This window comes from Enterococcus sp. AZ140 (assembly GCF_051714405.1).
Classification (GTDB): domain Bacteria; phylum Bacillota; class Bacilli; order Lactobacillales; family Enterococcaceae; genus Enterococcus_B; species Enterococcus_B pernyi.
Genome location: NZ_JBIORU010000001.1, coordinates 201234 through 227764, shown reverse-complemented (window position 1 = coordinate 227764; position 26531 = coordinate 201234). Strand labels below are relative to the sequence as shown.

Below are 26531 nucleotides of genomic sequence, written 5' to 3'. Positions count from 1 at the left end.
TAAAAATATATGATTATATAATTAAATAATCTTCATAATTATATCTTTTGTTATAGAATCAATCAAAGATATCGTACTTATTTTAGCAATAAAAAAGAGGAACACTGCTTCTGTTTAGTTAGAAGCAATGTTCACCTATTATATTCTATTCAAATTTCTTCAAGCGCTCGGATCAACGCTTCGTTGAACCTTTGGTGATCTCCATGAGTGAAAGGCTTCGGCCCTTTCGTCCGAATGCCCGCTTTTCTCAACTTACTGCTTTGATAACGTTGTTCTAATAATCCATCAATGTTCGTGGTATCAAATTCCTTCCCCGATTGATGAAAGACTCGAACACCTTTAGGTAAGACCAATGAAGCTAAGCCATAATCTTGAGTGATCAAAAAATCACCTTTTTTGATCAGCCCGACGATTTTATAATCTGCACTGTCTGCCCCTTTATCGACATATACAAACTGTACATAGCTTGGATACTCTTTATTGGTATAGTGATCCACACTTGTCACGATCATCACCTCTAATTGAAAAGATGCCGCAATTTCAATCACGTCATTTTTCACTGGAGAGCCGTCACCATCAATGAATATTTTTTGCATGTTCTTTCCTCCATAAAAGATAAACAGCGATTACTCCAAGGATCAATACACTGACATTTATCCATTTTACGTAAACTAACAATTGGATCATCGCTTTTGGTACGCTCAGACTACCAGTCAATTGGAGCAATACACTCACAGGTTCGTCCAACCATCTTGCCATCACCAACAGCAATGACATCAATAAAAATTGATGGGTCACACTTCCTTTGTTTTGTGTCGTAAACTTTTTGATCACACGATTATCCATCGGTATTTCTGTATCGATCTCATAATACGTACGATTCAACCAACTACCTACTACCGCGTGCCAAAAACTTAATAAGAACAAACCAACCACAAAGCCGATTTGTGGAAGTAACAGAACCATCAACGAACTAACTAATCCGGCTAATTGAATGAGGACTGGTTCGATCGTGGGAATCTGGATTGCTTGATTGCCAATGATTTTGGCTAACACCATGCCTGCAATATAAGGTAAATACATATATACGCCTAAATAGTCGAAACCATAGACGCGGCCGATATAAAGTGTCCCGAATAAAAAAAGAAAATTACCTAACATGCCATTCAGAAAAGTAAAACTATTTAACCAAGTGGGTAATTTCCACTGCTTTCTAGCCCTTCCAAGATAAAAAGCTGCAAATAGAAACAACAGCATAAATCCATAGATTGCTACGTCAAATAATGCAGGATCAATCAACAAACGAGCATTTCTCAAAAGAAACAACAAAACGAAAAAGCCGATAAATAAAAGCAACTCTTTGGTCACTACCACATTCGACTTCATCTCTTTAAAATCCAATTCATAGCGAGGATAATGACTGATCGTATGGTATGCCATAATGTAGAACAATGTATATAACGCTAATGTCATCACGACTTGCGTCGACCCGGGAAGCTCGATCACCCGAAACAAAACAAGCAACAACAGGATCGCAAATGGAAATTTATTTGCTGACATGTTCGTGAATCCCTGTTGTTTTTCATGGTAATTCACTGTGATATTTGTGGGGATCAGCCATGCCGCACTTAGTCCTAAAAGTACACTTGACAGATAATACAGCGGGAAATAAAGGACGCCAAAAATCCCGATCAACGAACCTGCGCCACCCATCAATAAAGAAATCATCAACAAGGTATAACTATCCAGACCAAAGCGAATACTACTAACTAAAAACAGACCTGTCATCCGAAAGGTATAGAACAAAGTGAAGGGTAAAATCGATAACCATTGGTTCCCATCACTCAAACTTAAAAATAAAAGATACGGCACCAAGATAACCGTATTACTCAAAATAAAAGGTGTCGTCTGGGTAAAGTTCCGCCCAAATCGTTTGATTTTATCAATCATCTAAAAACTCCTTACGTGTTAAACATGAGTTACTTGTCATGTCAACACATCATCTCTATAGACATACACACATGCCTGTGGGTACAAAACTGATTATACCATAGGAGCAAAGCAGCCAACACCCTATAGAGGTTGTGAAAGAAGCACCCAGATACGCACCCACCTAAAGACAAAAAAAACAGGAACTCCACAAAATTTGACTAGCAAATTTGGGAATCCCTGCTTATTTTTGAGCGTTGAACATTTCTGTTCGCCACTCACTGGTGCCTGAAAGAATCAGACAGACAAGTCCTTCTCCACAAAAGTCTTGTCCAGCACGCCTACATCCGGTAGGTGATCCGTGGATCATGTGCCGCCAAAATCAATTAGACCTCTAACGTTCAGAGATCTTCTCGACCCGTCGCATAACGTATACTTTAACACAAGCAACCATTTTATGCGAGTCTTTTTTTCATTTTATAATCAACCATTTGAAATCCTTCGCCGATATCGCTGATCAATTCTCCCTCAATGACAAATCCCTGATGTTGATAGACTGCGATTGCTTGTTGATTTCCTTGATTGACACGCAAGAAAATCTCCTGTGCTTCTGTTTCTTTTGCTAATTGTTCGTACCAACGAAAGACTTCTGAGGTCAAACCTTTCCCTCGTACGTCTCGAAGAATATAGAGTTTACTTAAATAGATCGAAGAACCCATCTTTTCATAAGCAGTATAGCCAATCGTTTTTCCCTCTAACTTCAATAAGAAATAGTTGACCCCTGCTGCACATTCTTTTACGATCTGTTCTTTCGATTGATACGTCTCCAACATATAAGCGACTTGCTTTTGACCGATAATCGGCGTAAAGGCTTCGGGCCATACTTCATGGATAACTGTCACGAGTTCATCGAGTTCTTTCTCAGTTACTACTACTTTCTCCAACATTTTACTTCCTCCATTCAATGAACTAAAAATGCCCTTGTGCTTGCTGGAATAAAAACAACATGATCATACTATATACAGCGACCGACCAAGGTTTTAAAAGAATAACAATTTGCATGTATTCTCTAAATGAAAGCTTCGTCAATCCAGCGACGAGACAAATCAAATCATCTGGCGCAAAAGGTAAAAGTAAGGTAACGATCAATACCTTTTTGATATTGTTTGTTTTTTCAATGACTAGCTGTTCAAATTTTTGGAATTTTTTTGGTGATAAGATAAAACGGACAAAACTCGTACCATAATAACGCACGAATAAAAAACCGATTGCTTCACCAATAATCAAGCCAATACAACTATACAGCAACCCAAAGACATTTCCAAACATCAACATCCCTGCAACAGAAGAAATCCCTCCTGGCAGAATCGGAATGATCACTTGGATGATTTGGATAAGAATAAATAAAATGATCGCATAGCTCCCAAACTGTTGCATGAATTGTTGCAAAGAATCTGCCGATTGAAAGATGCCATGTCGATAGCCATACATGATCAATATGAAAAAAATACTTAATCCAACGAGTGGTGCGACTTGGATGGTTCTATGTACCCATGTTTTCTTCTCAGCCATACGCTTCTCCTACACTTTTCATTTTTCTATGTTTCATAAAAGAACAAGTAACGAACAACGACAAAATCGTCGTATGCAACTTCGAGCAGCAGAAGCTTGATCCTCTTGTGTCTCCTAAGCCCGAATAAACAACGTGAAGTAGCTCCTTCAGAAATAAGCGTGAAATCCCAAAAATTTGAAGAAAAATTTTCGGTTTTTCACGCTTATTTCTCGGATTTGAGCACTTCCTTTATGGCTGATTACCCGCAGAAGTTACTTATAAAACGCCGTTTATTTGGTTTTAGAAGATAGGCATAACAGCTACTTCAGTTCTAACACCTGTTCTTATCTTTTTACTGGTGATTCAAAAAACTAGCAACTTTCGTTGTGATCAAGTCGATAGCTACGTGATTTTCGCCACCTTCTGGAACGATAATATCAGCGTAACGTTTTGTTGGTTCAATAAACTGATGATACATCGGCTTAACGACTGTTAAATATTGTTCGATCACAGAATCTAAGGTACGGCCGCGCTCTTCCATATCACGTTTGATCCGGCGAATGATCCGAATGTCATCGTCTGTATCTACATAGATCTTGATATCCATCAAATCACGTAAACGCTCGTCTTCTAAAATCAAGATACCTTCCAAAATAATCACTTCTTTTGGTTCTTGGATGATTGTTGCTTGACTTCTCGTATGGGCAACATAATCATAGACTGGTTTTTCAATGGCTTCATAGTTCAGTAGTTTTTCAACGTGCTGGATCAGCAGTTCATTATCAAAGGCAAAAGGATGATCGTAGTTTGTATTCAACCGTTCTTCAAAGCTAAGATGACTTTGATCTTTATAATAAGAATCTTGTTCAAGCATCATGATGGAGTGGTCTGGAAAGTGACTAAAAATCCCTCGGCTGACGCTTGTCTTTCCGCTTCCCGATCCGCCCGTCACACCAATGATAATTGGCTTGCTTTTTGTCATTGACTAAAACCTCTTTCATATCCGTTTTTTCATTCTAATCTATTATAGCGAAAAAAAAGGAAAATGCACTATTTTTCTGAAAATTAATGAGGTGAGATTTCCAAGAGCGGGTAAAGTTCTTCTAAAGAATCAATCCGATAGGTTGGTTGGATCTCTGGTATTTCAGGCAACTTGTTTTTATTGAACCAGATCGTATCGATCCCTGCTTCATTTCCACCTTTGATATCAGAAGTCAGTGAATCACCGATAATCACCGTTCGTTCTTTGTCCAACTCAGGAATATTAGCAAACACGTGATCAAAAAAAGCCTTCATTGGCTTTTGTGCGCCAATCGCTTCTGAGACAAAAATTTCTCGAAAATAATGAATCATCCGAGCATCTGTTAATCGTTGATGTTGGGTTTGAGAAACCCCATTCGTCACTATATAAAGTTCTGCTTCACTTGACACTGCTTCCAGTAATTCATGGCTTCCAGGAATCCAATGATGGCCCTGATTCAAATAATGTCGATAACGTTGATCCATTGCTTGGCTATCTACGGTCTTGCCGAACTGTTGGAACAACAGACCAAAGCGGTTGCCTGTCACTTCATCTCTTGTCATCTGCCCCTTTTCGAATTCTCGCCATAAATGATGATTCAATGCTTTATAACTTGTTCTGATCTCTGGTGTCAGTTCAATGCCTTGTTCCGCAAACAATTGGTGCAAGGCTTCTGTTTCTGTTTGTTGAAAATCTAACAACGTATCATCTACGTCGAATAATAATGTATGATATTTCATCTGATTCTCCTATTTCTTCTATATTTGATATTTCGTTTATTTGCATTTTCATGGGTTGTTGATTGTTTATCTATAAAAGAAATAAACAAGTGCCTTAGAACCGCCGGCTGTGCACTTGCTTATTAAATGACACTAAATCATTTTAGAAAGTCCAATAATATCTTCTTCTGAGAAATGTCCAATGACTCTGTAGGGATTGAAATTACTCTTCAATTCAAATCGGTTTCCTGTATCTACCCAAGATTTCTTGTTTAATCCTGCAGAATCTAAGTCTTTTATTTCATAATATCGCTTTTTGATCGCCTTTGATTTATTCTCATATTTACTTGTAATAGGAAGAATCAAGTCAAGAATGAACCTCTGCTTCGAACACGGATAGCAATAGCAAGACGAGTTTTCCCTCCACTGCCATCGTTAAAGGGAATATAGATCAAGAACACGTCATGACTATTCATCTAGATCTCTCGTCCATGACACTAGATCTTCGTGGTCACCGCTATTTTCTGGCGGATTAGTTTCAACAGACTCTTCCGCAACTCTCATTAACTGCAGTTCAACCTTCTCTTTACTTGTTAAAGATAAATCAAATGGAATTTCTCCTCTGGCAGCTACCCTTTTATATAAAGCAGTGATTAAGATTGATGGATTTACTCCTAATGAATCTAAAATGCTTTCGACGTCAGTAGCTAGATTCTTATTGATATTCACTTGGACTTTCTTTTTTTCGTTGGTTTTATTTTTTTCTTTGATTTCAGACATAGAACATCACCTCTCACTCCTATTTTACTCCTAATAGGAGTGTAAAAAAAATTCATTGAATGAACGATCAATTCATGATTATTACTATTTAAAATATTTTTTTAATTTTTTTAGTTCGTCTAACGTCAATGAGCGATAAGATCCTTCAGTCAAATGCGGATCTAGTTGTAAGGGGCCCATGCTGATACGTTGTAACGCAGTCACTTTTTTTCCACAAGCTAAAAACATCTTTTTCACTTGATGGAATTTTCCTTCTTGGATCGTCAGTCGTACGATACTTTGATCTTGTTGGATATCCAAGACTTCCAGATGGGCTGGTAAACACTGATAGCCACTATCAAAGATGATCCCTTTTTCAAAAGCAACTTGATCAGCTTCTGTCACTTGTTCATTGACGACTGCTACGTATGTTTTCTTCACTTTCTTCTCAGGCAGTAACATTTCATAGCCTAATTGGCCATTGGAAGTGATTAGCGATAACCCTGTTGTATCACGATCTAATCGCCCCACTGGATACAAAGGCTGGGTGCGGTCGGCTGAAGCCAACAAATCGATAACGGTCGTTTTGTGAATGTCTGTCACCGCTGTTACTGCTCTTTTCGGTTTATTCAGCATAAAGTATACTTCATTTGTATGTAGCTTTACGCCATCCACTTCGATACAGTGGAGCAAACTATCCACATTACGATTTTGTTTCTGTTCCACTTTCCCATTGATACGTACGAGTTTCATCGCAAAAAGTCGTTTCATCTCTTTACGTGATGTTTCTAATTCTTTTTCTATTAATTTATCTAACCGCATAACTGCTTCCTTTCCTAGCTACATAAGCATTATAACCTGAATCATACACCATGCAAAATGGAAACGCTAAGTTGTTTCCTTGACTTACTCAGTGAATCGCGTTACGGTTAAAGAGTAAAGTGAATTGGATTTCTCATACACAGCGTAATGACCTGGTGGAGAAAAGTTGAATCCTGACTTTTTAAGGGCAGATGCGCGCATCTGTCTTTTTGCGTTTTTTTCGCGCTACCTGATAATGTGCAAGAGACCATGTGACATTCACTTAAATAAAATCTGTCTGACACCAAAGCAGACAGTCACATTTTAAGGAGGAATTTTGGTTATGTCAGTATCATTAGAAGTAAGTAAAAGAGAAGTACGTCCCCGTTCATTGAGAAACAAATTGCGTCATGAAGGAAAAGTTCCTGCAATCGTTTATGGCTACAATGTAGAAAGCACACCCATTTCATTTGATAGTGCGACATTTAGCAAAGTATTGCGTGAAAATGCCGCAAACACAGTTATCACAATGAATATTGAAGGAAAAAAAGTCAACACACTTGTTCATAAAGTCCAATCAAACACATTTACCAACCAGTTAGAACATGTGGAGTTCCTATCTGTTAATATGACAGAAGAAACAGAAGTCGAAACAGAAGTTGTCCTTGTCGGCGAATCTACTGGTGTGAAATCTGGTGGTGTATTGGCTCAAAACCTATATACTGTGATTGTTTCTGCTACGCCAGATCAATTACCAGAAAACATCGAAGTGGATATCACTGATTTAGCATTAGGTGATTCGATCACTGTAGCGGATCTACCGAAAAATGACGCATACACGATCATTACTGATGGAGAAGAACAAATCGCCGCAGTTGTTGCACCAACAGAAGAAGAAGAATCAACTGGTGAAGCAGCAGAACCAGAAGTGATTGGTTCAACTGAAGAATAAACGTCTTTTGATCAACGAAGCAGTGACTTGTGTCATTGCTTCGTTTTTTTTTATTTCCCACTTAAAAATAAATTGTTTTAAGAATGGTATATTCCTATTTATCAACCCTTATTTGTTTTTTTGATAAGCGCAAAAACCCTTATATAATAAGGTTTCTTGAAGTCCTCTTAAAAGTTTCTTATACTTTGAAAAAAAGTATGCAAATATTGTTGCATTTTGTATAAATGTTTATTAGAATGAACCAACGTTAAAAAAGTATAACTCGTTTATCCTGATAATAATATGTTGTTCTCGTCATTTCGGTTTTTTAGACAAAGGAGGCTAAGCCGATGTTTGAAAGTTTTGATAATAACCGTAATCGATACGCATCATTAGGTGTGGTATCAAGTTTACCAGATGAACTGATCGATAGTATCTGGTTCATTATTGATTTAGACCTTAAGGGTGTTATTCCGTTAGATAATATTTTAGCTTTTGATTTAATGAACAATCATGGAAAAGTAACCTTGCATTTTTCTCAAGCGGGCAGTACCGTAGAGATGGGGATCGATTTGCCATTCCCTTATTCTCCACAGTATCCGGCGCAAGTATTTGCCTATGATGATGGGACCAGAGAAACCATTCTTCTCCCAAGTGAAATTAAACAGTACTAAAATAAACCCTTTGTTTTGCACGATAGCCAAGTAGTTGACTCTTTGATTTTCATCGCAGACTCACTTCTTGGCTACTTTTATGATGACCTTCTCTGAAAATTTTCAGAAAACATAAAGCATTTTAGCTATTTATTTATCATGAGATTCTAATTGGTATTCCAAGGGTAAACACTATATACTACTAACTAAATTTTAAAAGAAATAAGGAGTTTACAAGATGCGCGATTTAACAAAAGGAAGCCCAGCCAAACTGATTTTGCTATTTACTGTCCCTTTATTGATAGGCAATGTTTTTCAGCAGTTTTACAACATGGTCGATATGATCATCGTTGGGCAGACATTAGGGAAAAACTCACTAGCAGCTGTAGGAGCTACCGGTGGATTAACTTTCTTGATTATTGGCTTTGCTCAAGGTCTAACCGCTGGTTTAGCCATTATTACAGCACAACGATATGGTGCGAAAGACTTCCGTGGTTTGAAAAAAAGTTTTGCTACAAGTGTCATGATTAGTGTCATTGTTACTGTAATTTTAACCGTCCTTAGCTTAGTATTTATTCGTCCGATGCTCCAGTTGATGCAAACACCTGCAGATATCATCGATGAAGCACAAACATTCATCGTGATCATCCTATGGGGAATCTTTGCTGCCGTCAGCTTCAATTTATTGTCAAATGTTATTCGCGCACTTGGTGATAGTCGAACGCCTTTACTCTTTTTGATCGTTGCGGTAATTATCAACGTTGTCTTGGATTTGATCTTTATTATCAACTTCGGTATGGGAGTAGAAGGTGCTGCTATTGCAACAGTGATTGCGCAAATTGCTTCTAGTCTATTATGTATCGTCTATATCAAGAAAAAGATTCCGATGCTTCAATTACGTAAAAAAGATTTTTCGTTCGATAAACAAGAGATCCGCACACATTTAAATGTTGCTTTACCAATGGCTTTCCAATCTTCGATCATTGCGATTGGTGCAATCGTCTTGCAATCTGCATTAAACAGCTTAGGTACAGATGTCGTAGCTGCCCAAGCCGCAGCTGGTCGAATCGATCAATTTGCTGTTCAACCTATGATGTCCTTTGGGATTGCGATGGCAACTTTTGCAGCACAAAACTATGGAGCGAAACAATATGGACGTATCTTAAAAGGCGTTCGTCAAACATTAGTCATGAGTATTGGCTTTAGTTTCTTAGCCGGAGCAATTGTCATTTTCCTTGGCCGACCATTGGTGAGCTTGTTTGTCAGCCCAAATGAAACTGTCGTTTTTGATTTGGCGCAAACGTATTTCAACATCAACGGCTCCCTTTACTGGATCTTAGCTATCCTATTTATCTTACGTTACACTTTACAAGGGCTTGGTCAAAGTAAAGTACCGACGATTGCAGGGATGATGGAGCTGATCATGCGTTCTTTCGCTGCGATCATTCTGACTGGGATCTGGGGCTACCCAGGTGCTGCTCTTGCTTCACCACTTGCTTGGGCTGGTTCTGTCATTGTCTTGCTCTACTCTTATATCCGCGCTGTGAAACATTTGAAACAGTTAGATGCCGAACAACAGCAATTTTCAATTGAAGATGCTGAAATCAGTTATTAGATTCAAAAAAAGTGTTCCTCCTATATTATGGGAAGAACACTTTTTTTATGGATTCGTTGGTAAAATCACCAAGCTGAAATAGTCGATATGTGCATGATCATATTCTAAAACGGTGAATTGAAATTGATCGATCGTAATCACTGTACCTGCCTCGATATCTTTTTGATAGCTCGACATAAAACCAGCCAGAGTGATGAAATTTGTTTCTTCAAATTCTGGCACATCTTCATTGAAGTAGCGCTCAAAATCATCAAGCGTCAACTTACCTGAAACAATATAGCTGCCATCTGCTTGTTTCGCAATCAACGCTTGGTCCACATCTGTTTCATCTCGAATCTCACCGACGATTTCTTCTAAAATATCTTCGATTGTGACAAGTCCACTTGTCCCACCATACTCATCCTTTAAGATCGCTATATGTTTTCCTTTTCTTCGCATGATCGTCAATAGTTTTTTGATGGGGATGGTTTCTGCGGTCACGATTGGTTCTTCAATCAGAGACTCCACCGTTATCTGATCATCTTCTAAAGATTGTTTGATCAACGCAGGTAAAGTCACGTATCCTAACACATTATCTTTGGATTCCAGTATGACAGGATATCTCGTATGCCCACGTTCAATCGATTCTTTGATGGCTTGTTTGACTGTATCTGATGCATCAAATACTTGCATCGATGTCCGATCTACTTGAATGTCTTTTGCCAGCGTGTCATCAAATTCAAAGACATTTTCTAAATACTGGTATTCATCCTTTGTCAACTCACCTTGCTGGTAAGAATTGAGGGCAACTAAAGTCAATTCTTCTTGCGAGAGTGTCTCTTCACCTTCTGAGACTAGTTTCACGCCTAGCAATTTACCTAAGCTTGCTGCCGAATGATTCAATACCCAGATGAAAGGAAACATCGCCAGATAAAAATAATGCAAGGGTCTGACTACGAATAACACAACTTGTTCCGTATTGACGATACTATAACTTTTCGGCAAAAGTTCCCCCACCACAACGTCGACATACGTCACCAGAATGAACCCTAATGCGACAGAGATCGTTGCACTTATTCCCCGTCCGATTGGGAGCTGACCGATCCAAGGTTCCAACAATGCTGCCACAGAACCTTCGCCAACCCAACCAATGATCAAGCCTGTCAATGTGATACCCAACTGACTTGCAGATAAATAATCGTCTAAATGGTGGGTCACATGTAACGCTAGTTTGGCGTTCTTCACGTCGTCTTTTTCCAATTGTTCTAAACGGGAACGTCTGATTTTTACCAAAGCAAATTCACTCGCAACAAAAAAAGCAGTGATTGCTATCATCAAAAATAATATGACAAAATTTAATACCATTTGTTTCGCCTCACTTTTCCATTTCAATTGTACAACTTTTCATAAAAAGAGTATAACTAGGAGGCTTTTGATTTCTGCTTCTCCACTAGATCACTTTAAATAATGGGAGGATTTATTCACTTGTATCACTAGCATTCAACAGCTATTCAATAACAAGAAAATTTATAAATTAAGGTTTAAAATGTGCGCATGTGCTATGCTATTACGTGACAGTACAGTTTAATGACGGTGGCTATCCTTCGAAAGCGAGGTGGTGCGTATGCACATACTTTCTAAATCTTACGAAAGGAGACGCCTTTTGTCGGCACTCGATACAATCCAATTGATGCTCAGCTTTGGTATGTTTACCATTGCCCTGATCACGTTGGTTGTAGCATTGCTTAGCGACGACAAAAAGAAATAACCGTCCTCGGCTAAGGACGGTTATTTTGTAAAAATTAACTTGAATATGCCGCTGTTTTTTAAACAACGCTGTCAAAGGGGAGTTGTTGACGCAACTCCTCTTTTCGTATTTAGTATAGCATACTATCGACATGCTTACTAGATTAAGTTCTAGGGAAGATCCTCTGTCAGTTGGGCATTTAGTCTAAATTGATGCTCAGCTTTGGTATGTTTACCATTACCCTGATCACGTTGGTAGTAGCATTGCTTAGCGACGACAAAAAGAAATAACCGTCCTCGGCATAGGACGGTTATTTTGTAAAAAATAAGTTGAAATATGCCGCTGTTAATTAAGCGGTACTGTCAAAGGGGAGTTGTTATCGCAACTCCTCTTTCCAGTTTTAGTATAGCATAAACTAATTCTTTATCTACTTACTTTTTCGTTCTTTCAACCACGTTTTTCTTGTTCCACCAATCAGCAAAGGTACTGTTTCATGTTTGACTTCACTGTATTCTAAACCAAACCATGTTTCTGGCGTCGTAGCGATTTTCTTGATGGCAAGTTTAGCTTGCATGATTTGTCGTTCCCATTTCCCAAGAGTTGTTACATTGGAAACTACTTCGTCGATCAAGATGAATTGGAAATCGCCGACTTCTCTTCCTGGAGTCAATGAATACGTCTGTGGTTGTTTTGGTAGACGACCTTGTTTCATTAAATCGTGGATGATTTGTCGAACGTAGACATTGATTTCTTGTTGCACGCGGAATCCTAAGAACAGGTTCACTTGAACAACGAAATCGGTCCCCATCATATCCACTTGATATTCTTTCGTATAGGGTTCATCGGTTACTTCTACGTGGACAAACCAATAGGCCTTCGCCCGCTTTGGTCGTTTATCTAAAATGGAATACACGAACTGACGACCGACCTTCCCATCTGCCATATCTGGCACTAAGAAAACTACATTCGTTTGATACATTGGTAAGGTCTTGTCCTCTTTCAATGCTTGAAGCTGTGGAATATATTCTTTTAACGCCACTTCTTCTGCGACCGATTCACGAATAATATTTCCTTGTTCCCAAACAAACATGACTGCTAGAATGACTAAAGCAATCAACACAGCGACAAAACCGCCATGGAAGAACTTCACGATACTTGAAATAAAGAAGACGACTTCGATTGCCCCAAAGAAGAAGGTAATTGTATGCGCCAACCACTTCGGATAGCCAGTTTGGAGCAAATAGAAATAAAGTAAGGCAGTCGTCATTAACATTGTTACGGTAATGGACAGCCCGTACGCAGCTTCCATATGATGCGAGGTTCTGAAGGTCACAACAACAAGTGAACAAGCAATCCATAGAATCAAATTCACTGCCGGAATATACATCTGTCCAATACTGCTTCCAGGATACATGATTTTCAACCGAGGCAATAATTTCAATTTGATTGCTTCTGAAACTAGAGTAAATGACCCAGTAATTAGCGCTTGCGAAGCGATAACAGCCGCAATCGTTGCAAATATGACCCCAATGACAGTAAAACTAGCGGGCATCATTTGGAAAAATGGATTCAAGTTTTCGATTGCTTGTGTTTCTGGATTTTGATAGACATTCAACAACCATGCTGCCTGCCCAAAATAATTCAATACCAAACATACTTTGACATATGGCCAACTTAAACGGATATTTCGTTTTCCGACATGTCCTAAGTCAGAATAAAGCGCCTCTGCCCCAGTAGTAGCTAAAAAGATATTTCCTAGAATGAATAAACCTAGCTTATTATCAGGACTAAATAGCAACTGGATCGCATAATAAGGATTTAAGGCACGGATCACTGTCCAGTCTTGACTGAAATTAAACAAGCCCATCGCGCCTAAAAAGGTGAACCATAAAAACATAATCGGGCCAAATGCTTTCCCGACGACTTCTGTACCAAATCGTTGGACCATGAATAACACAAAAATAATAACTAAAGTAATAATGACGATGATGTTCTGGTCATTTCCGAAACGGTCAAAGAATTGTGGAATCCCACGTAATCCTTCAATAGCGGTCGTAACCGTTACAGCAGGTGTCAGTACGCCATCTGCTAACAATGCTGCGCCACCGATCATTGCAGGTATGATCAGATATTTACCGCCTTTTCTAACCAAAGTATATAAAGAAAAGATACCACCTTCCCCATGGTTATCTGCATTTAATGCAATCACGACATATTTGATCGTCGTTAATAATGTCAAAGTCCAAAAAATCAAGGAGACTGCTCCGATAACAAAATCTGGGTTGATCCCTCGCAAGCCGCCATTGTCTTCTACGATTGCTTTCATTACATAAAGCGGACTCGTACCGATATCTCCATAAACAACTCCCATGGCTACGAGTAACCCTGCCATCGAGATTTTTTTTGTGTTATGCTTTGTTGTCACTGTTCCCCCTCATTTCTCCAATCCTATGATTGACCTAAATTCCACCTAATTATCCAAGTATTCAACGTCGGTGTCAATAAATCAGCTAAAAATAACCGATTCAACGATGCCTTCTTAAATAATCAGCAGTAAATGAGTAGAGAGCTAAACAAACGAGTGCCCCGATCAAGGATGGGATAAGATAAAAGCCACTGATAGATGGACCTAGATCGCCTAACACAAATTCACCTAACCAACTTCCAAAGAAACCAATGATAATATTTCCAGTGACACCTCCTGGTACATCTTCATTAAGAACAGCTCCAGCAATGAATCCTAAAATGCCACCTACTATCAATGAGAATAAAAAATGGATCATTTCCATTCCTCCTTTTGCACTTTAAATAACTAAGTGTTTTTTAAGAAAATTTAAATTGACCCTTTATGTCTTTTCTTTATCGATTTTAAAAAATAAGCGTACTACTTTTGAAAATATAAAATTATTTTCGTAGTAGTACGCTTATTAAAAAACTTTTATCTTAAAACGATGGAATTACTTCTTGTCCTCTTCGTTCAACATTGCTTTTCTTGAAAGATTCACACGACCTTGTTTGTCGATCTCTGTCACTTTCACCAACACTTCATCGCCTAGTTTCACAACGTCTTCTACATTGTTTACACGTTCATTCGCTAATTGAGAAATATGGACTAAGCCGTCTTTCCCTTTGATCAAGTTGACAAATGCACCGAATTTTTCGATACGAACAACTTTACCAAGGTAGACTTCGCCAACTTTGACTTCTTTTGTCAAATCTTCGATGATCTTGATTGCTTTTTGGATCATTTCTTTATCAGAAGAAGCAATACTTACTTTACCGTCTTGATCGATATCGATCTTCACGCCTGTTTCATCAATGATTCCATTGATCGTATCGCCACCTTTACCGATGACATCTTTGATTTTCGCAGGATCGATTTGGATCATTTCGATTTTCGGTGCATATTGGCTAAGCTCTTCACGTGGTGTAGCAATCGTTGAAGTCAATTCTTCTAAGATTTCCATACGTGCTTGTTTTGCTTGTGCCAATGCTTCTTTTAAGATTTGTTCCGTGATACCTTGGATCTTGATATCCATTTGTAGTGCTGTGATTCCATCTTTTGTTCCGGCAACTTTGAAGTCCATGTCGCCTAAATGGTCTTCTAGACCTTGGATGTCTGTTAAAATCGTGTAGTTTTCACCATCAGATACTAATCCCATAGCAATACCAGCAACAGGTGCTTTGATTGGCACACCTGCGTCCATCAATGCTAAGGTACCTGCACAGATACTTGCTTGAGAAGATGAACCATTCGATTCAAGCACTTCTGCCACTAGACGGATCGTGTAAGGAAACTCTTCTTCTGAAGGGATCACTTGTGCCAATGCACGTTCACCTAATGCACCATGACCGATTTCACGACGACCTGGTGAACCGGCACGACCAGTTGAACCCACAGAAAATTGTGGGAAATTGTAATGGTGGATGAATCGTTTGCTGACTTCTACACCTAAGCCATCAATGATTTGGTGTTCCCCTAAAGGTGCCAATGTACATGATGATAGTGCTTGAGTTTGTCCACGAGTAAATAATCCAGAACCATGAACACGTGGCAACAAGCCAACTTCTGATGCTAAAGGACGGATCTCATCTAATTTACGACCATCAGGACGGATTTTGTCAATCGTGATCAACTCACGAACGACGTCTTTTTCAAGATCTTCCGTAATTTGTTTCACTTCTTTTAGTAATTGCGCTTCCTCTTCATGACCCGCAAATTTCTCTGCATAAGCTTCGCGAATATCGATTTTCACTTGGTCGATATTATCTTCACGAGCTAATTTTTCTTCTGTCATGACCGCTTCTTTCATCGTGCCATACGATGCATCAAAAATTTCTTTTTTCAAGTCAGCATCGACTTGTAATAAAGAAACTTCCATTTTTTCTTTGCCGACAGCTTGAACGATTTCTTCTTGGAATGCGACTAATTCTTTGATTGCGTCAAATCCAAATAATAATGCGCCCAACATATCTTCTTCTGAAACTTCTTTTGCGCCACTTTCAACCATGTTGATTGCTTGTTTTGTACCAGCTACGCTTAATTCGATATCGGTAGTCTCTGCTTGTTCAACTGTTGGGTTCAAGACATATTCGCCATTGACACGGCCAACTTCAACACCTGCGATCGGTCCATCGAATGGGATATCTGAAATCGATAAAGCTAGTGAAGAACCTAACATTGCTGCCATTGCTGGAGAACAATCTGTTTCTACGCTCATCACGATATTTGTGACTTGGACTTCATTACGGAAACCTTCCGCAAACATTGGACGGATCGGACGGTCGATCAAACGAGCAGTCAAGGTTGCTTCCGTACTTGGACGACCTTCACGTTTGATAAATCCTCCTGGGATCTTACCAGCTGCATACATTTTTTCTTCATAATTGATCGTCAATGGGAAGAAATCTGTATCTTTCGCTTCTTTTGAAGCAACTGCCGCACTTAATACGACCGTATCCCCATAACGAACTAATACTGCTCCATTGGCTTGTTTGGCTAATTGGCCAACTTCGATCTCTAAGGGACGTCCGCCCCATGTCGTTTTAAAAACTTGTTTTTCTGACATAAATACTCCTTTTCTTTCTCGTGAACGCTAGACGCTACTAAACAAATGAAAACCGCGAAAGCGACCTTTTGCACCTTTCATTTGGTTAGTAGGAGTCCATCGAGCTGATTCACAGAAATGTTTGATAGTTTAAAGTAAAAAAGTGAGATTCACGCGAACCCCACTTTCTGTTAAAAATTAACGGCGTAAGCCTAGACGTTGGATCAATTCACGGTAACGTTGAACGTCAGTTTTACGTAAGTAAGCTAACAAGTTACGACGATGACCAACTTTTTTCATCAAACCACGGTATGAATGATGATCTTTTTTGTGAACACGTGCATGTTCGTTCAAGTGGTTGATTTCTTCAGTTAATACAGCGATTTGTACTTCTGGAGAACCAGTATCTCCTTCATGACGTGCGTAATCTTTGATGATTTCGTTTTTACGTTCTTTTGAAATTGCCATTTCTTTCACCTCGTTTAATTATTCCCCTGTGACTGAGTAAAACGTTGGTGATTCGTTTAACCAAGTAACAGGACATATGCTTTAAACATACAGCTATACTTTACCTGAATCTTTCTAATAAATCAAGTGTAGAATCCTTAAGAAAATCTAGTTGATTAAACAATCAGGCTACTACTTTTTCAAATTTATGGTAAACTATTAACCGAAAAGAGAGTGTTTGATAAGAAAGGGGTACATATTCCATGATCACAATGGATGATATTATTCGAGAAGGCAATCCAACATTACGTGAAGTAGCGCAAGAAGTCGCTCTTCCACTCAGTGAGGAAGATCTTTTATTAGGAGAAGAAATGTTGGAATTTCTTAAAAATAGCCAAGATCCAATCAAAGCAGAAGAATTAAATTTACGTGGTGGTGTCGGCCTAGCTGCGCCCCAGCTTGATATTTCAAAACGGATCATTGCGGTCCACGTACCAAATCCAGATCCAGAAATCACAGAACCGACGTTGAGTACGGTCATGTATAACCCAAAAATCTTGAGCCATTCCGTCCAGAATGCTTGCTTAGGCGAAGGTGAAGGCTGTTTATCAGTCGATCGTGAAGTTCCTGGGTATGTTGTGCGCCATGCAAAAATCACGCTTTCGTATTATGACAAAAACGGTGAGAAACAAAAAATCCGTTTAAAAAATTATGAATCCATCGTGGTGCAACATGAAATTGACCATATCAATGGTGTAATGTTCTATGACCATATCAACGACCAAAATCCTTTTGCCTTAAAAGAAGGCGTCTTGGTGATCGAGTAATCATGGATAATCACAAAAATGAACAGAGAGTAGCAGCTTCAACTGCTTTTCTCTGTTCATTTTTTTATCATCACTTACTTTTCCCGCTCGTTCTTTCCTTGTTTTTTTGATTGATCTGTTGAGTGATTTGAACTAACTGGAATGGTTTGTTGAATGAGCTGATTCAATGATGGTTTTAGCTTTCCTTCATCGATCACCGGCTCCGTGATGATTCTTCTTCTTTCATTCTCTTGATTTATTTCTTCTTTCTTTTCTTCCAGACAGCAAATGATATGTTGGGTGATTGCCTTGGCGCGATCGATTTTTATGAACAGTAAGCGTTCTTTGAATCGTTTAATCTGGTTTTCTATCCATCCGAATTGACTGTCTAGTCTAGAAGATGGAACGTTCTGAATCTCTTTTTTCAAAAGCACGCCTTTCGGTTCAATCAAATAAATTGAGTTCGGGTGTGGCTCATGATTCGGTTGGATCTTCCCACCATTTGCTAGGATCTCTTGTATATAATAATCCATCGCGAACATGTTCCGAATCACCTTATACCACGTTTTTGATTTTATTGGAGAATCTTCTCTATTTTCCGGCAATTTGCCCATTCGATAAAGATAAAAATCGAAAATGTAATCGAACAATTGATTCCACTCAGGATTCTCTCCCTTTACTGCAGAGAGAAATCTTTTTCTCATTTCTAAGGTAGCCCTATTATGGTTCGGATTCCAACTGATTGACAGATCTTCTCTATCTACTGAAAAGATGCTTTCTCTACAATTGGATAAAATGACTTTTAACAGAATTAGGCAGAAGTCGCCCATCCTCTATAGGTGGGTGATGAATGCCGTTCGGTATGAGAGTTACCGTTGGTAACTCGAAGACCGACAACTAAGGCGTATTGCTTTTTTATTTTGTCTCATGTTAAAATCAGTCTATACAAGAAATGAGTTGATATAACATGGAATTAGACACAAATAACCATTCAGTATTTCTTCTTTATTATCACCTTGTTTTAGTAACGAAATATCGTAGACAAGTAATTGATAATGAAATATCTAACTACGCTAAAGCGACTTTTGAAAGAATCTCAGAATCGTATCACATCACTTTAGTTGAGTGGAATCATGATAAAGACCACGTTCATATTATGTTCAAAGCTCAACCAAAAACAGAATTGACAAAATTTATCAATGCCTATAAAAGTGCTAGTTCACGTTTGATAAAGCGCAATTATCCAAGAATCAAACAATTTCTTTGGAAAGAAATGTTCTGGTCAAAAAGTTTTTGTCTTTTGACAACTGGTGGAGCACCAATTGATGTGATTAAGAAATATATTCAAAATCAAGGAAACAATCATAAATAGAAAGCAGGCGAGCTTTATGGAGCGACTAAAAGCATATAAATTTAGAATCTATCCAACAGAAGAACAAGAAACCTTCTTTGCTAAGTCTTTTGGCTGTGTCCGTAAGGTCTACAATCTAATGCTTGATGACCGAATGAAAGCTTATAAAGAAACTAGGAAAAATTCCTCTAAAAAAATGAGTTTTCCAACGCCTGCAAAATATAAGCAAGATTTTCCGTTCTTGAAAGAAGTGGATAGTCTTGCTTTAGCAAATGCACAACTCAACCTAGATAAGGCGTATAAGAACTTCTTTCGCGATAAGTCCGCCGGATTTCCTCGTTTTAAAAGCAAGAAAAATCCAGTTCAAAGCTATACGACTAACAATCAAAATGGAACAATCGCTTTGATTGATAATCAATTTGTCAAACTTCCTAAGTTGAAGTCGTTAGTTAAAATTACGCTCCATAGACAACCTAAAGGTCTGATCAAATCCGCTACAATATCACGTCATTCTAGCGGTAAATATTATATTTCTTTATTGTGTAAAGAAGAAATAGCTGAGCTTCCTAAAACTAATTCCGCTATTGGAATTGACCTTGGTATAACTGATTTTGCAATCCTTTCTAATGGTCAAAAGATTGATAACAATAAATTCACGTCAAAAATGTCAAAAAAACTAAAACGTGAACAACGTAAGTTGTCAAGACGTGCATTATTAGCTAAACAAAAAGGTATCAATCTGTTTGAAGCTAGAAATTATCAAAAACAAAAACGTAAAATAGCACGACTACATGAAAAAGTAATGAATCAACGCAATGACTTTCTAAACAAGTTGAGCACAGAGATTATCAAAAATCACGATATGATCTGTATAGAAGACTTAAATACAAAAGGTATGTTGCGTAATCATAAACTAGCAAAAAGTATTTCGGATGTTTCATGGTCTAGTTTTGTGACTAGGTTACAATACAAAGCTGACTGGTACGGTCGAAAAATTATCGAAGTGGATAAGTGGTTCCCATCTAGTCAAATCTGTTCGAATTGTGGACACAAAGACGGCAAGAAATCTCTAGAAATTCGAGAATGGACTTGTCCTGTTTGTCATGTTCATCATGACCGAGATATCAATGCTAGTATCAATATTCTGACCGAAGGTCTAAGACTACATTCTATGGGATTAGCTTAGATCCAATCATCAAAAACCGTAGGAACTACGGGGATAGCTTGGTAAATAAGAGAAACCGCTGTGAGTAAAGAAATACGCTTGCAAGTATGCTCTATTCCCAAGAAGCTCCCACTTCAAGCGTTAAAAACCGGTAGGTTTAGCTAAGTGGTGAGTAGTTCACAATCATATCGTTCTTCAAAAAACAAAGTACTCAGCTCTTTGATCCTCTGTTTAGGGATAATTTGATAGACAACATTGTCGTCATAGTAATTGGTCATTTTATCGACAGTCAACACTATGAAATCATGTTCTTTTTTATACACGACGAATCCCATCAGATGTTGGTATACATTGATATCCTCACTAAGAGGAACAACCATGGAAAAAAGCATAAAATCGGTTGGATCATCATTTACTAGCTTCTCTAAACTTGCTCGTAATTGGTTCTCTTCAGCAAAATCAAAGTACGCCTTCGTTCGCTCCAGTGATCGAATGATATTTTGCTTCGAATTTCTATCAATAAAAAAATCATCTTGGTCTTGTTCTAGCATTTTTATGTACGTGGATATCAACAATTTATAGTCATCATTCTGGTCAAAATTTTTGTCATTTGGTTTTAAAGCTAACGACAATGCGAGCATATCCACTCTTTTTTCAAACTCATGCTTCTTTTGTTCATCTAACATTTTCTATTTCCTACTCTCTACAAAGTGAATGCTTCTTGTACTTGAAGCGGTTATTTCTCTTGCTGAATCCGTTCTCTTTTTACTTTTGGCTGTGTAAAAGAAGAACGTGTTGCTCGATAAACTCAGGTACAACCTTACACTGAAAAAAAACAATCGTTGCTACATCTTTCTTACTTTACTCATCTCATTGATATTTTCGGAAATTTTTTTGTCTAATACAGTCTTTGACTCCATCAGGTCACTACCGAGAGACACTTAGTGGTTGCTGCCTAGATATAGTATGACCTGTTGATACTCTTCTCTTTTGACTACTCGTTCTTTAAAATCATTCCTGTTTTCAGTCATCTTGTCCTCCTCATTTTAATTGTGCCCATTCATTTATTCTGATTTTTTGATGAGTTACAGATAAAAAGCTTAGCTAATCAACGGTCCGACATTGTTTTATGTTGGTAGGTTGTTTTCTGGTACATCCCGAGATTCTTTCCAAATTTAATTGGTCGAAAATCAGTTAATAATGTAGCCATCCTAACTTTTTCTGGATTGGTTTGTTTGGTAGTTTCATTTTTTGCTGGAGCGCTTCTCCCTTTTTCAAATAGATTATTGAACCGAGTCACAACACTACTAAAGCAATGGGTTTTACTTTTAGCTTCCTCTCTAGTGTTCGTGCTTCGATCCTTCATCCCCACCATTTTTATTTGATACGATTGACTTTTTCTTTGGATTGATTGATCGGTAGCTTGATCAATCAATCGTTTTATTGGTTTGTGTAGTGGATCTAGCCTCACTTCGCCTCTGGTATTAGGTGCTGTTCTTCCAAATAGCGTACTTACATTTTTGTACAGCTTAAACTCATCTAAGGATTCTTTAAGTACACCTTCCTTGTTTTGTGAATTTTCTTTTCCAAATAAGATTCTTTTGAAACTATCTAATTCATTTTTCTGTTCATTTGAACTCATGTTGGCCACTACAACTTGACCTTCTTTTACTACCGTGCTTAATTGGGTAACGACACTTTTGAAATCTTTAAGGTTATCAGTGACTACTACCTTAGCTTTTTGTGGTTGGATCTTATCTAGCGAAGTGAATGTCCGCTCACATTTCTTGGCCTCTTCATTTAATGGTGGAAGCACATCAATAGTTGCTTTTTTGGTTATCCCTACATGTGCAACCACTATAGGAAAGGGTTCATTTTTGATAACTGATTGTGGTATACGATTTGCCCATAATTCCGGATCACGCTCCCATGGTGCCACTACTCTTTGCCCATTTTCCCAAAAAACAAATCTACCTTGTAGTTGATTTCTTTGAAGATATAAGACTCGCAGCGCATGATCGAACACATCATTTCTAAAACCGTCAATTGTTTGATCCATCTGATGGCGAAGCGAATCTAATGGTACCCATAGCTCAACATCTTCTCTTTTTTTAACAGCTTCAATCAGGATCAATTCAAAACGGTGGATCAAGGGGTTTTGGCTCCCCGCATCTGCAATCTCTTCAAAGACTTGATTAGTATATTCTATTGTTTGTGTATACTCTTGCCTCTCTCCCAGTGATTGCATTGGATAAACAGCGTTTGTGTCCAAATCTATGCTATCTCTTATTACTTGAGTGATTTCTTTAAGTAGAGGATTGTTCTGTATTGCTCTTTCTAAATTCTTGGAATTAAATGAACGTTTTCTTAAGGCGTGAAAAATCAATTCTATGTAGATTTTCGAATCATGGGGTATCTTTTTTTGTCTAGGATCTAAATGATCCAATCTTTCCATTAAGCCTTTTCTATCCTGTTCGTCACCAAAAATCAATACGTGTTTTAGCTTCTCGACTTTTTTTTCTATTGGAGAGATTGTTTTCTGTGGGACATGAATCAAGGCAGGTTCGCTCAGTTTCTGCTCCATCTTTGTTTCTTTTGGTACTTGGCGTTGGTGTAATTCCTCTTGTACTTCCTGTTCTTTCTTTTCTAAGCTAGCTATCATTCGTTGGGTCATTTCCTTAGCTATCGGAACCTGGATAAATGGTAAACGACCATTAATTATATTAGTTATGTACTTTTGTTGATCAAGATATTCTGTTAAGTCATCAGACGAAATCTCTGCAAGCTTACTCGTCGGATAAATGCCCAGTGACTTAATGATATTGTTGGATTTTTCTTGGATCAGGTTCTCATCTATAGTTGGAAGTTCTCCAGGATGATCGAATATTGCTGAAATATAAGGATCTTCCTTAAAAAGAAAATGGATTTGTAGATGCCATCGACGCTTTTTAGTATCAATGTTTTCTAAAAATTCACTTTTGAACTGCCCTTTTTTATATAAATAATGAAAATATATATAATCAAGCTGCCGATTTAGCTCTGGATTCTTGCCTTTCAAAGCAAACAGAAATCGCTTACGCATTTCTAAAATCGATTCCGCATGTTCTGAATGCCATTTAGGTGTCACTTGCTCATTCGTATCTAAAGAAAAGATATCTTTGCTACAATGAAATAAAATTGTTTTTAGCGCAGCATCAACCTCGTTAACTGAACAATTTCCAGTCTTTTGTTCTTTCATGACGATGGCTGGTATACCGATTGATTCGTTTTGGATTGAAAGAGTTGCTAACCTTCTCAATACAAAATATGGTTTGCGAACTTCATGAAATCGCTCTTTAAGAAACAGTTCACTTAGTTCCAAAATTTTTGTTGGCGGAATCTCAAAATAAGAAACCGTGTGATCATCGAAATTTTTTTCTTTATCCACCTTCATAATTATAAAAGAATCATTTTTTTTATAGACTGTTAATCCACATATATGAGGTGATACTGCCCCATACTCTCCTGGATAAAATGAAGAGGGAATAAGCATGAAATCTGTTGGATCATCATTTCTCAGTTTTTCAAAGATCATTTGCACTTGTTCTTTTTTCTCAAAATCATAAAAATCTTTTGTTCGCTTTAGCGATTCCATGATATTTTCTTTTCGTTCCTTTTCAATAAAAAAATTGTCTTGATCCTCACGAATCATTTGAATATATGTTGAGAATAATAATTGATAGTCTTTATTTAAACCAAAATGATTGATATTTTCTTGTAGTGATAAAGATAAAGCTAATATATCTAATTTTTTTCTGAATTCGTTCATTGTTTGATCTATCATAGTTGACCTCCAAATCGTCTTATTTTTATCTATTCGTCTCAATGGTGTGTCAGTATGTATTTTTTGATTCAGTCAGCGACAATGTTCCATCTGACTGATTCTTTGTTTACTTTGCGATTGGCTATTCGTCTTTGCATATGTTTTCAACTGTTTCAATTCTTTTTTCTCAGTAAGCATAGACGCTTCTGGTTTTACCAGGCTCTTTGACTTAGGCTGATAGGTCGCCCAAAACTCAGGATCAGACTCCCAAGGTGGAGAAACAAATTTTTTCTTTTCAATAAAAACGACTCGCTGCTTGAACCGCTCCCAGTTCCGATATAGATAGCGTAGTTCACTTCCAGTAATGCCGGGGACTTTTTTTACTACTCTTAAATCACAAAGTTCGTCTAATAGAAAGACTACTGTTACATGTTGAGACAACAAAGTAAGTTCTAGCCCGATTTTACAGCCTTTTTTTATGAAGTGTTGTTTGATCTCTGGACGATCAAATTGGGTATAGTCTTCTGAAATGACCTCTTTAAAGATGTTTTTCAATTGAAATTTTTCAATCGTTTGTGTGACATGATAATATGTTTCCCACAATGGTAAATAGCGTTCCTTTTCGGGCAAGTAATCAATCCAATGACTAAAAAATTCTTCTCTACTTTCTTCTGTAGGACAATGTTTTATATGTTCAAAAATACTTTCCATTAAAATATCATTATACTTATCAATATGAACATCATTTGTGTCCTTATATTGGAAATGCTTTAGCAAAACTTGATCTTCATAGTTAAAGTGGATACGTGCTACTCGTAATCCGTAGATTAGAAGATGGCTCTCTGACGGGGAAATAGCCGATGATTTTCTCAAATTATTTTCCACACAATTTCTCCATAATCTAGCATTTCTTTCCCAAGGAGCTGCGACGGTTTGTCCATTCTCCCAAAAGACAATTGACGCTTTGAGTTTGTCTTTTTCATGATATAAACTGCGTAACGTAAAATCTGTATATCTGTTTTGCTTTCCTTGGATCGTTGCTGCAAAATTCCCACCATAAGAATCTAAAGATATCCAGATGACAAGATCACTTCGATTTTTCGCAACTTCAATCATTAATAATTCTGTTTTTTTTAACAATTGTATTCGTAGACTATAAGTTAAAGTATCTTTCATTGAGTAATTGGCAAATTGTCCTGTTTCCTTGTATTGTTGATACTCCTCAAGAAACGGCTCCGAGTAGATCCTGTGTAATTGAAATCTTGGGTCCTCCATCATGATGGCTTGAATATCTTCCCAGAGTGGATATTTGCTGCCTGCTTTTATTTGGTCAATCAACTCTTTGGGTTGAAGAGAGAAATTCTCAAAAGGTTGTTGAATGAGATAGTCGACTAACTCTTCCATATAAACCAATGGGTCATACGGATTTGTTTTTTCCCTGAGTTCTCTATCATTCAACTGTTGTTCCAAATTGCTTTCAGTTGCTCCAAAGCAAAGAATTGTTTTTTGATTTGTTCCTCGAAGCATTTTTCTCCCTCTTTCAATAAAAGTATTTGTAGCATTTCTGTTCAGTATAGTTAAAGTTTTGCCATGGTATAAATCAATTATTTTATAAATAAAGAAAAAATGAGATTGAGATAGAAGTAAAAACACTCCTATCTCAATCTCATAAAGTAAATTATTGATTCCCTTCAAACAAGATGCCTGCTTCTGCCAAGCCTTGTTTGATTTGTTGCAATACTTCCTTATGTGAGTAACGGATCGTATGCAAATGGATCCCATCCGTTAATTCAGACAATAACGAAGCCTGACTTTTCCGATAACGTTTCATAAATGAACGAATATCTTCTGCTGTCTTGATATGAAGCATTCCTGTCAGTTCGCCGTACAAGGGATGCTCAACGATGACGTCTAGTATCTCGCCACCATGAGCAACGATCAACTGTAGTTCTTCCTCTGTTTGTTCTCTCTGATGTTGTACCGCGATTTTACTGATGAACCCATTTTTGTCTTGTTCATCTTCCAAAAGATATCCTCTGGCCGTCGCCACGATCGCTTCTCCTGCCGCTCGTAGCAACGCAATGTCTCCTACAATGATTTGGCGGCTGACACCAAAACGAGTAGCAAACTTACTGGCACTGACAGGTTTCTCTGCATCAACTAGCGTTTCAATAATTTCTTTTCGGCGAGTTTCTCCTTCAATCAT

The 26531-nt window shown here is 37.8% G+C and carries 26 protein-coding genes; 8 read left to right on the top strand and 18 right to left on the bottom strand.

Annotated features, from left to right (window positions below; translation table 11 throughout):
- Nucleotides 1-149 precede the first annotated feature (149 nt).
- From IGJ39_RS01135 to IGJ39_RS01100, 8 genes are all read right to left on the bottom strand, one after another.
- Nucleotides 150-596 carry a YaiI/YqxD family protein gene (locus tag IGJ39_RS01135; RefSeq protein WP_019722694.1) on the bottom strand — a complete coding sequence of 149 codons (447 nt, stop codon included), beginning with the start codon at nt 594-596 and terminating at the stop codon, nt 150-152.
- Nucleotides 577-1950 carry a hypothetical protein gene (locus IGJ39_RS01130; protein WP_019722693.1) on the bottom strand — a complete coding sequence of 458 codons (1374 nt, stop codon included), beginning with the start codon at nt 1948-1950 and terminating at the stop codon, nt 577-579. The genes IGJ39_RS01135 and IGJ39_RS01130 overlap by 20 nt, the downstream gene beginning before the upstream one ends.
- Nucleotides 1951-2384: 434 nt before the next feature.
- Nucleotides 2385-2873, bottom strand: a complete 489-nt coding sequence (locus IGJ39_RS01125) for a GNAT family N-acetyltransferase (protein ID WP_029593962.1) — start codon at nt 2871-2873, stop codon at nt 2385-2387.
- Nucleotides 2874-2898: 25 nt separating this feature from the next.
- Entirely contained in the window at nt 2899-3501 is a 603-nt protein-coding gene (locus IGJ39_RS01120; protein ID WP_010734362.1) for a TVP38/TMEM64 family protein, read from the bottom strand.
- Between the two features lie 332 nt (nt 3502-3833).
- Nucleotides 3834-4463 carry a uridine kinase gene (gene udk / locus IGJ39_RS01115; protein ID WP_010734363.1) on the bottom strand — a complete coding sequence of 210 codons (630 nt, stop codon included), beginning with the start codon at nt 4461-4463 and terminating at the stop codon, nt 3834-3836.
- 83 nt (nt 4464-4546) lie between these two features.
- A complete protein-coding gene (locus IGJ39_RS01110) occupies nt 4547-5242 on the bottom strand; it encodes a YjjG family noncanonical pyrimidine nucleotidase (RefSeq protein WP_010734364.1) in 696 nt (231 codons plus the stop codon).
- A gap of 447 nt (nt 5243-5689) precedes the next feature.
- Nucleotides 5690-6001 (bottom strand): type II toxin-antitoxin system RelB/DinJ family antitoxin, encoded by a 312-nt coding sequence (locus IGJ39_RS01105; RefSeq protein ID WP_019722690.1) that lies wholly within the window; start codon nt 5999-6001, stop codon nt 5690-5692.
- 84 nt (nt 6002-6085) lie between these two features.
- A complete protein-coding gene (locus tag IGJ39_RS01100) occupies nt 6086-6802 on the bottom strand; it encodes a 16S rRNA pseudouridine(516) synthase (RefSeq protein WP_108145677.1) in 717 nt (238 codons plus the stop codon).
- Nucleotides 6803-7124: 322 nt separating this feature from the next.
- Between IGJ39_RS01100 and IGJ39_RS01095 the strand changes: the two genes are divergently transcribed.
- From IGJ39_RS01095 to IGJ39_RS01085, 3 genes are all read left to right on the top strand, one after another.
- Nucleotides 7125-7733: a 50S ribosomal protein L25/general stress protein Ctc gene (locus IGJ39_RS01095; RefSeq protein ID WP_019722688.1), complete on the top strand. Its 609-nt coding sequence runs from the start codon at nt 7125-7127 to the stop codon at nt 7731-7733.
- Between the two features lie 329 nt (nt 7734-8062).
- Nucleotides 8063-8386 (top strand): DUF960 domain-containing protein, encoded by a 324-nt coding sequence (locus IGJ39_RS01090; protein WP_019722687.1) that lies wholly within the window; start codon nt 8063-8065, stop codon nt 8384-8386.
- A 217-nt stretch (nt 8387-8603) separates the two neighbouring features.
- Entirely contained in the window at nt 8604-9980 is a 1377-nt protein-coding gene (locus IGJ39_RS01085) for an MATE family efflux transporter (protein ID WP_010734370.1), read from the top strand.
- Nucleotides 9981-10025: 45 nt separating this feature from the next.
- Here the strand turns inward: IGJ39_RS01085 and IGJ39_RS01080 are convergent, their stop codons facing one another.
- Nucleotides 10026-11324 (bottom strand): hemolysin family protein, encoded by a 1299-nt coding sequence (locus IGJ39_RS01080; protein WP_019722686.1) that lies wholly within the window; start codon nt 11322-11324, stop codon nt 10026-10028.
- A 259-nt stretch (nt 11325-11583) separates the two neighbouring features.
- On the opposite strand from IGJ39_RS01080, the gene pepG1 reads away from it, so the two are divergent.
- Together pepG1 and IGJ39_RS01070 are read left to right on the top strand one after the other, a co-directional pair.
- Entirely contained in the window at nt 11584-11727 is a 144-nt protein-coding gene (gene pepG1, locus IGJ39_RS01075; RefSeq protein ID WP_071866110.1) for a type I toxin-antitoxin system toxin PepG1, read from the top strand.
- 191 nt (nt 11728-11918) lie between these two features.
- On the top strand, nt 11919-11996 hold the full coding sequence (locus IGJ39_RS01070; protein ID WP_100207132.1) for a putative holin-like toxin: 78 nt from the start codon (nt 11919-11921) through the stop codon (nt 11994-11996).
- A gap of 137 nt (nt 11997-12133) precedes the next feature.
- Here the strand turns inward: IGJ39_RS01070 and IGJ39_RS01065 are convergent, their stop codons facing one another.
- The 4 genes from IGJ39_RS01065 to rpsO all read right to left on the bottom strand — a co-directional run bounded on the left by IGJ39_RS01065 (nt 12134) and on the right by rpsO (nt 17222).
- The gene (locus IGJ39_RS01065) at nt 12134-14131 is read right to left on the bottom strand and encodes a KUP/HAK/KT family potassium transporter (protein ID WP_108145676.1); all 1998 of its coding nucleotides are present in this window, start codon (nt 14129-14131) and stop codon (nt 12134-12136) included.
- A 100-nt stretch (nt 14132-14231) separates the two neighbouring features.
- The gene (locus tag IGJ39_RS01060) at nt 14232-14489 is read right to left on the bottom strand and encodes a GlsB/YeaQ/YmgE family stress response membrane protein (protein ID WP_019724327.1); all 258 of its coding nucleotides are present in this window, start codon (nt 14487-14489) and stop codon (nt 14232-14234) included.
- 174 nt (nt 14490-14663) lie between these two features.
- Nucleotides 14664-16775 carry a polyribonucleotide nucleotidyltransferase gene (gene pnp, locus IGJ39_RS01055; protein WP_019724328.1) on the bottom strand — a complete coding sequence of 704 codons (2112 nt, stop codon included), beginning with the start codon at nt 16773-16775 and terminating at the stop codon, nt 14664-14666.
- A gap of 177 nt (nt 16776-16952) precedes the next feature.
- Nucleotides 16953-17222, bottom strand: a complete 270-nt coding sequence (gene rpsO, locus IGJ39_RS01050) for a 30S ribosomal protein S15 (RefSeq protein ID WP_010734375.1) — start codon at nt 17220-17222, stop codon at nt 16953-16955.
- A gap of 242 nt (nt 17223-17464) precedes the next feature.
- On the opposite strand from rpsO, the gene def reads away from it, so the two are divergent.
- Nucleotides 17465-18028, top strand: a complete 564-nt coding sequence (gene def, locus IGJ39_RS01045; protein ID WP_010734376.1) for a peptide deformylase — start codon at nt 17465-17467, stop codon at nt 18026-18028.
- Between the two features lie 74 nt (nt 18029-18102).
- Here def and IGJ39_RS01040 read toward each other — a convergent pair whose 3' ends face one another.
- Complete coding sequence (locus tag IGJ39_RS01040; protein ID WP_141566856.1) at nt 18103-18540, bottom strand: hypothetical protein; 438 nt, start codon at nt 18538-18540, stop codon at nt 18103-18105.
- 434 nt (nt 18541-18974) lie between these two features.
- Here IGJ39_RS01040 and tnpA point away from each other — a divergent pair, with 434 nt between their 5' ends.
- Together tnpA and tnpB are read left to right on the top strand one after the other, a co-directional pair.
- Entirely contained in the window at nt 18975-19379 is a 405-nt protein-coding gene (tnpA, locus tag IGJ39_RS01035; RefSeq protein ID WP_019724606.1) for an IS200/IS605 family transposase, read from the top strand.
- 16 nt (nt 19380-19395) lie between these two features.
- On the top strand, nt 19396-20544 hold the full coding sequence (tnpB, locus tag IGJ39_RS01030; protein WP_077152109.1) for an IS200/IS605 family element RNA-guided endonuclease TnpB: 1149 nt from the start codon (nt 19396-19398) through the stop codon (nt 20542-20544).
- Between the two features lie 140 nt (nt 20545-20684).
- Here the strand turns inward: tnpB and IGJ39_RS01025 are convergent, their stop codons facing one another.
- The 4 genes from IGJ39_RS01025 to IGJ39_RS01010 form a co-directional block, all read right to left on the bottom strand.
- The gene (locus tag IGJ39_RS01025) at nt 20685-21209 is read right to left on the bottom strand and encodes a hypothetical protein (RefSeq protein ID WP_195339470.1); all 525 of its coding nucleotides are present in this window, start codon (nt 21207-21209) and stop codon (nt 20685-20687) included.
- A gap of 422 nt (nt 21210-21631) precedes the next feature.
- The gene (locus IGJ39_RS01020) at nt 21632-24346 is read right to left on the bottom strand and encodes a hypothetical protein (RefSeq protein ID WP_019723279.1); all 2715 of its coding nucleotides are present in this window, start codon (nt 24344-24346) and stop codon (nt 21632-21634) included.
- Between the two features lie 72 nt (nt 24347-24418).
- Nucleotides 24419-25852 (bottom strand): hypothetical protein, encoded by a 1434-nt coding sequence (locus IGJ39_RS01015; RefSeq protein WP_019723280.1) that lies wholly within the window; start codon nt 25850-25852, stop codon nt 24419-24421.
- 151 nt (nt 25853-26003) lie between these two features.
- Complete coding sequence (locus IGJ39_RS01010) at nt 26004-26531, bottom strand: transcription repressor NadR (RefSeq protein ID WP_010734380.1); 528 nt, start codon at nt 26529-26531, stop codon at nt 26004-26006.

Excerpts from the sequence above, each read along its gene's own strand:
- IGJ39_RS01135 (WP_019722694.1), bottom strand. The coding sequence starts at position 596 with ATGCAAAAAATATTCATTGATGGTGACGGCTCTCCAGTGAAAAATGAC.
- IGJ39_RS01130 (WP_019722693.1), bottom strand. The coding sequence starts at position 1,950 with ATGATTGATAAAATCAAACGATTTGGGCGGAACTTTACCCAGACGACA.
- IGJ39_RS01120 (WP_010734362.1), bottom strand. The coding sequence starts at position 3,501 with ATGGCTGAGAAGAAAACATGGGTACATAGAACCATCCAAGTCGCACCA.
- udk (WP_010734363.1), bottom strand. The coding sequence starts at position 4,463 with ATGACAAAAAGCAAGCCAATTATCATTGGTGTGACGGGCGGATCGGGA.
- IGJ39_RS01110 (WP_010734364.1), bottom strand. The coding sequence starts at position 5,242 with ATGAAATATCATACATTATTATTCGACGTAGATGATACGTTGTTAGAT.
- IGJ39_RS01105 (WP_019722690.1), bottom strand. The coding sequence starts at position 6,001 with ATGTCTGAAATCAAAGAAAAAAATAAAACCAACGAAAAAAAGAAAGTC.
- IGJ39_RS01100 (WP_108145677.1), bottom strand. The coding sequence starts at position 6,802 with ATGCGGTTAGATAAATTAATAGAAAAAGAATTAGAAACATCACGTAAA.
- IGJ39_RS01095 (WP_019722688.1), top strand. The coding sequence starts at position 7,125 with ATGTCAGTATCATTAGAAGTAAGTAAAAGAGAAGTACGTCCCCGTTCA.
- IGJ39_RS01090 (WP_019722687.1), top strand. The coding sequence starts at position 8,063 with ATGTTTGAAAGTTTTGATAATAACCGTAATCGATACGCATCATTAGGT.
- IGJ39_RS01085 (WP_010734370.1), top strand. The coding sequence starts at position 8,604 with ATGCGCGATTTAACAAAAGGAAGCCCAGCCAAACTGATTTTGCTATTT.
- IGJ39_RS01080 (WP_019722686.1), bottom strand. The coding sequence starts at position 11,324 with ATGGTATTAAATTTTGTCATATTATTTTTGATGATAGCAATCACTGCT.
- pepG1 (WP_071866110.1), top strand. The coding sequence starts at position 11,584 with ATGCACATACTTTCTAAATCTTACGAAAGGAGACGCCTTTTGTCGGCA.
- IGJ39_RS01070 (WP_100207132.1), top strand. The coding sequence starts at position 11,919 with ATGCTCAGCTTTGGTATGTTTACCATTACCCTGATCACGTTGGTAGTA.
- IGJ39_RS01060 (WP_019724327.1), bottom strand. The coding sequence starts at position 14,489 with ATGATCCATTTTTTATTCTCATTGATAGTAGGTGGCATTTTAGGATTC.
- pnp (WP_019724328.1), bottom strand. The coding sequence starts at position 16,775 with ATGTCAGAAAAACAAGTTTTTAAAACGACATGGGGCGGACGTCCCTTA.
- rpsO (WP_010734375.1), bottom strand. The coding sequence starts at position 17,222 with ATGGCAATTTCAAAAGAACGTAAAAACGAAATCATCAAAGATTACGCA.
- def (WP_010734376.1), top strand. The coding sequence starts at position 17,465 with ATGATCACAATGGATGATATTATTCGAGAAGGCAATCCAACATTACGT.
- IGJ39_RS01040 (WP_141566856.1), bottom strand. The coding sequence starts at position 18,540 with ATGGATTATTATATACAAGAGATCCTAGCAAATGGTGGGAAGATCCAA.
- tnpA (WP_019724606.1), top strand. The coding sequence starts at position 18,975 with ATGGAATTAGACACAAATAACCATTCAGTATTTCTTCTTTATTATCAC.
- tnpB (WP_077152109.1), top strand. The coding sequence starts at position 19,396 with ATGGAGCGACTAAAAGCATATAAATTTAGAATCTATCCAACAGAAGAA.
- IGJ39_RS01025 (WP_195339470.1), bottom strand. The coding sequence starts at position 21,209 with ATGTTAGATGAACAAAAGAAGCATGAGTTTGAAAAAAGAGTGGATATG.
- IGJ39_RS01020 (WP_019723279.1), bottom strand. The coding sequence starts at position 24,346 with ATGATAGATCAAACAATGAACGAATTCAGAAAAAAATTAGATATATTA.
- IGJ39_RS01015 (WP_019723280.1), bottom strand. The coding sequence starts at position 25,852 with ATGCTTCGAGGAACAAATCAAAAAACAATTCTTTGCTTTGGAGCAACT.
- IGJ39_RS01010 (WP_010734380.1), bottom strand. The coding sequence starts at position 26,531 with ATGATTGAAGGAGAAACTCGCCGAAAAGAAATTATTGAAACGCTAGTT.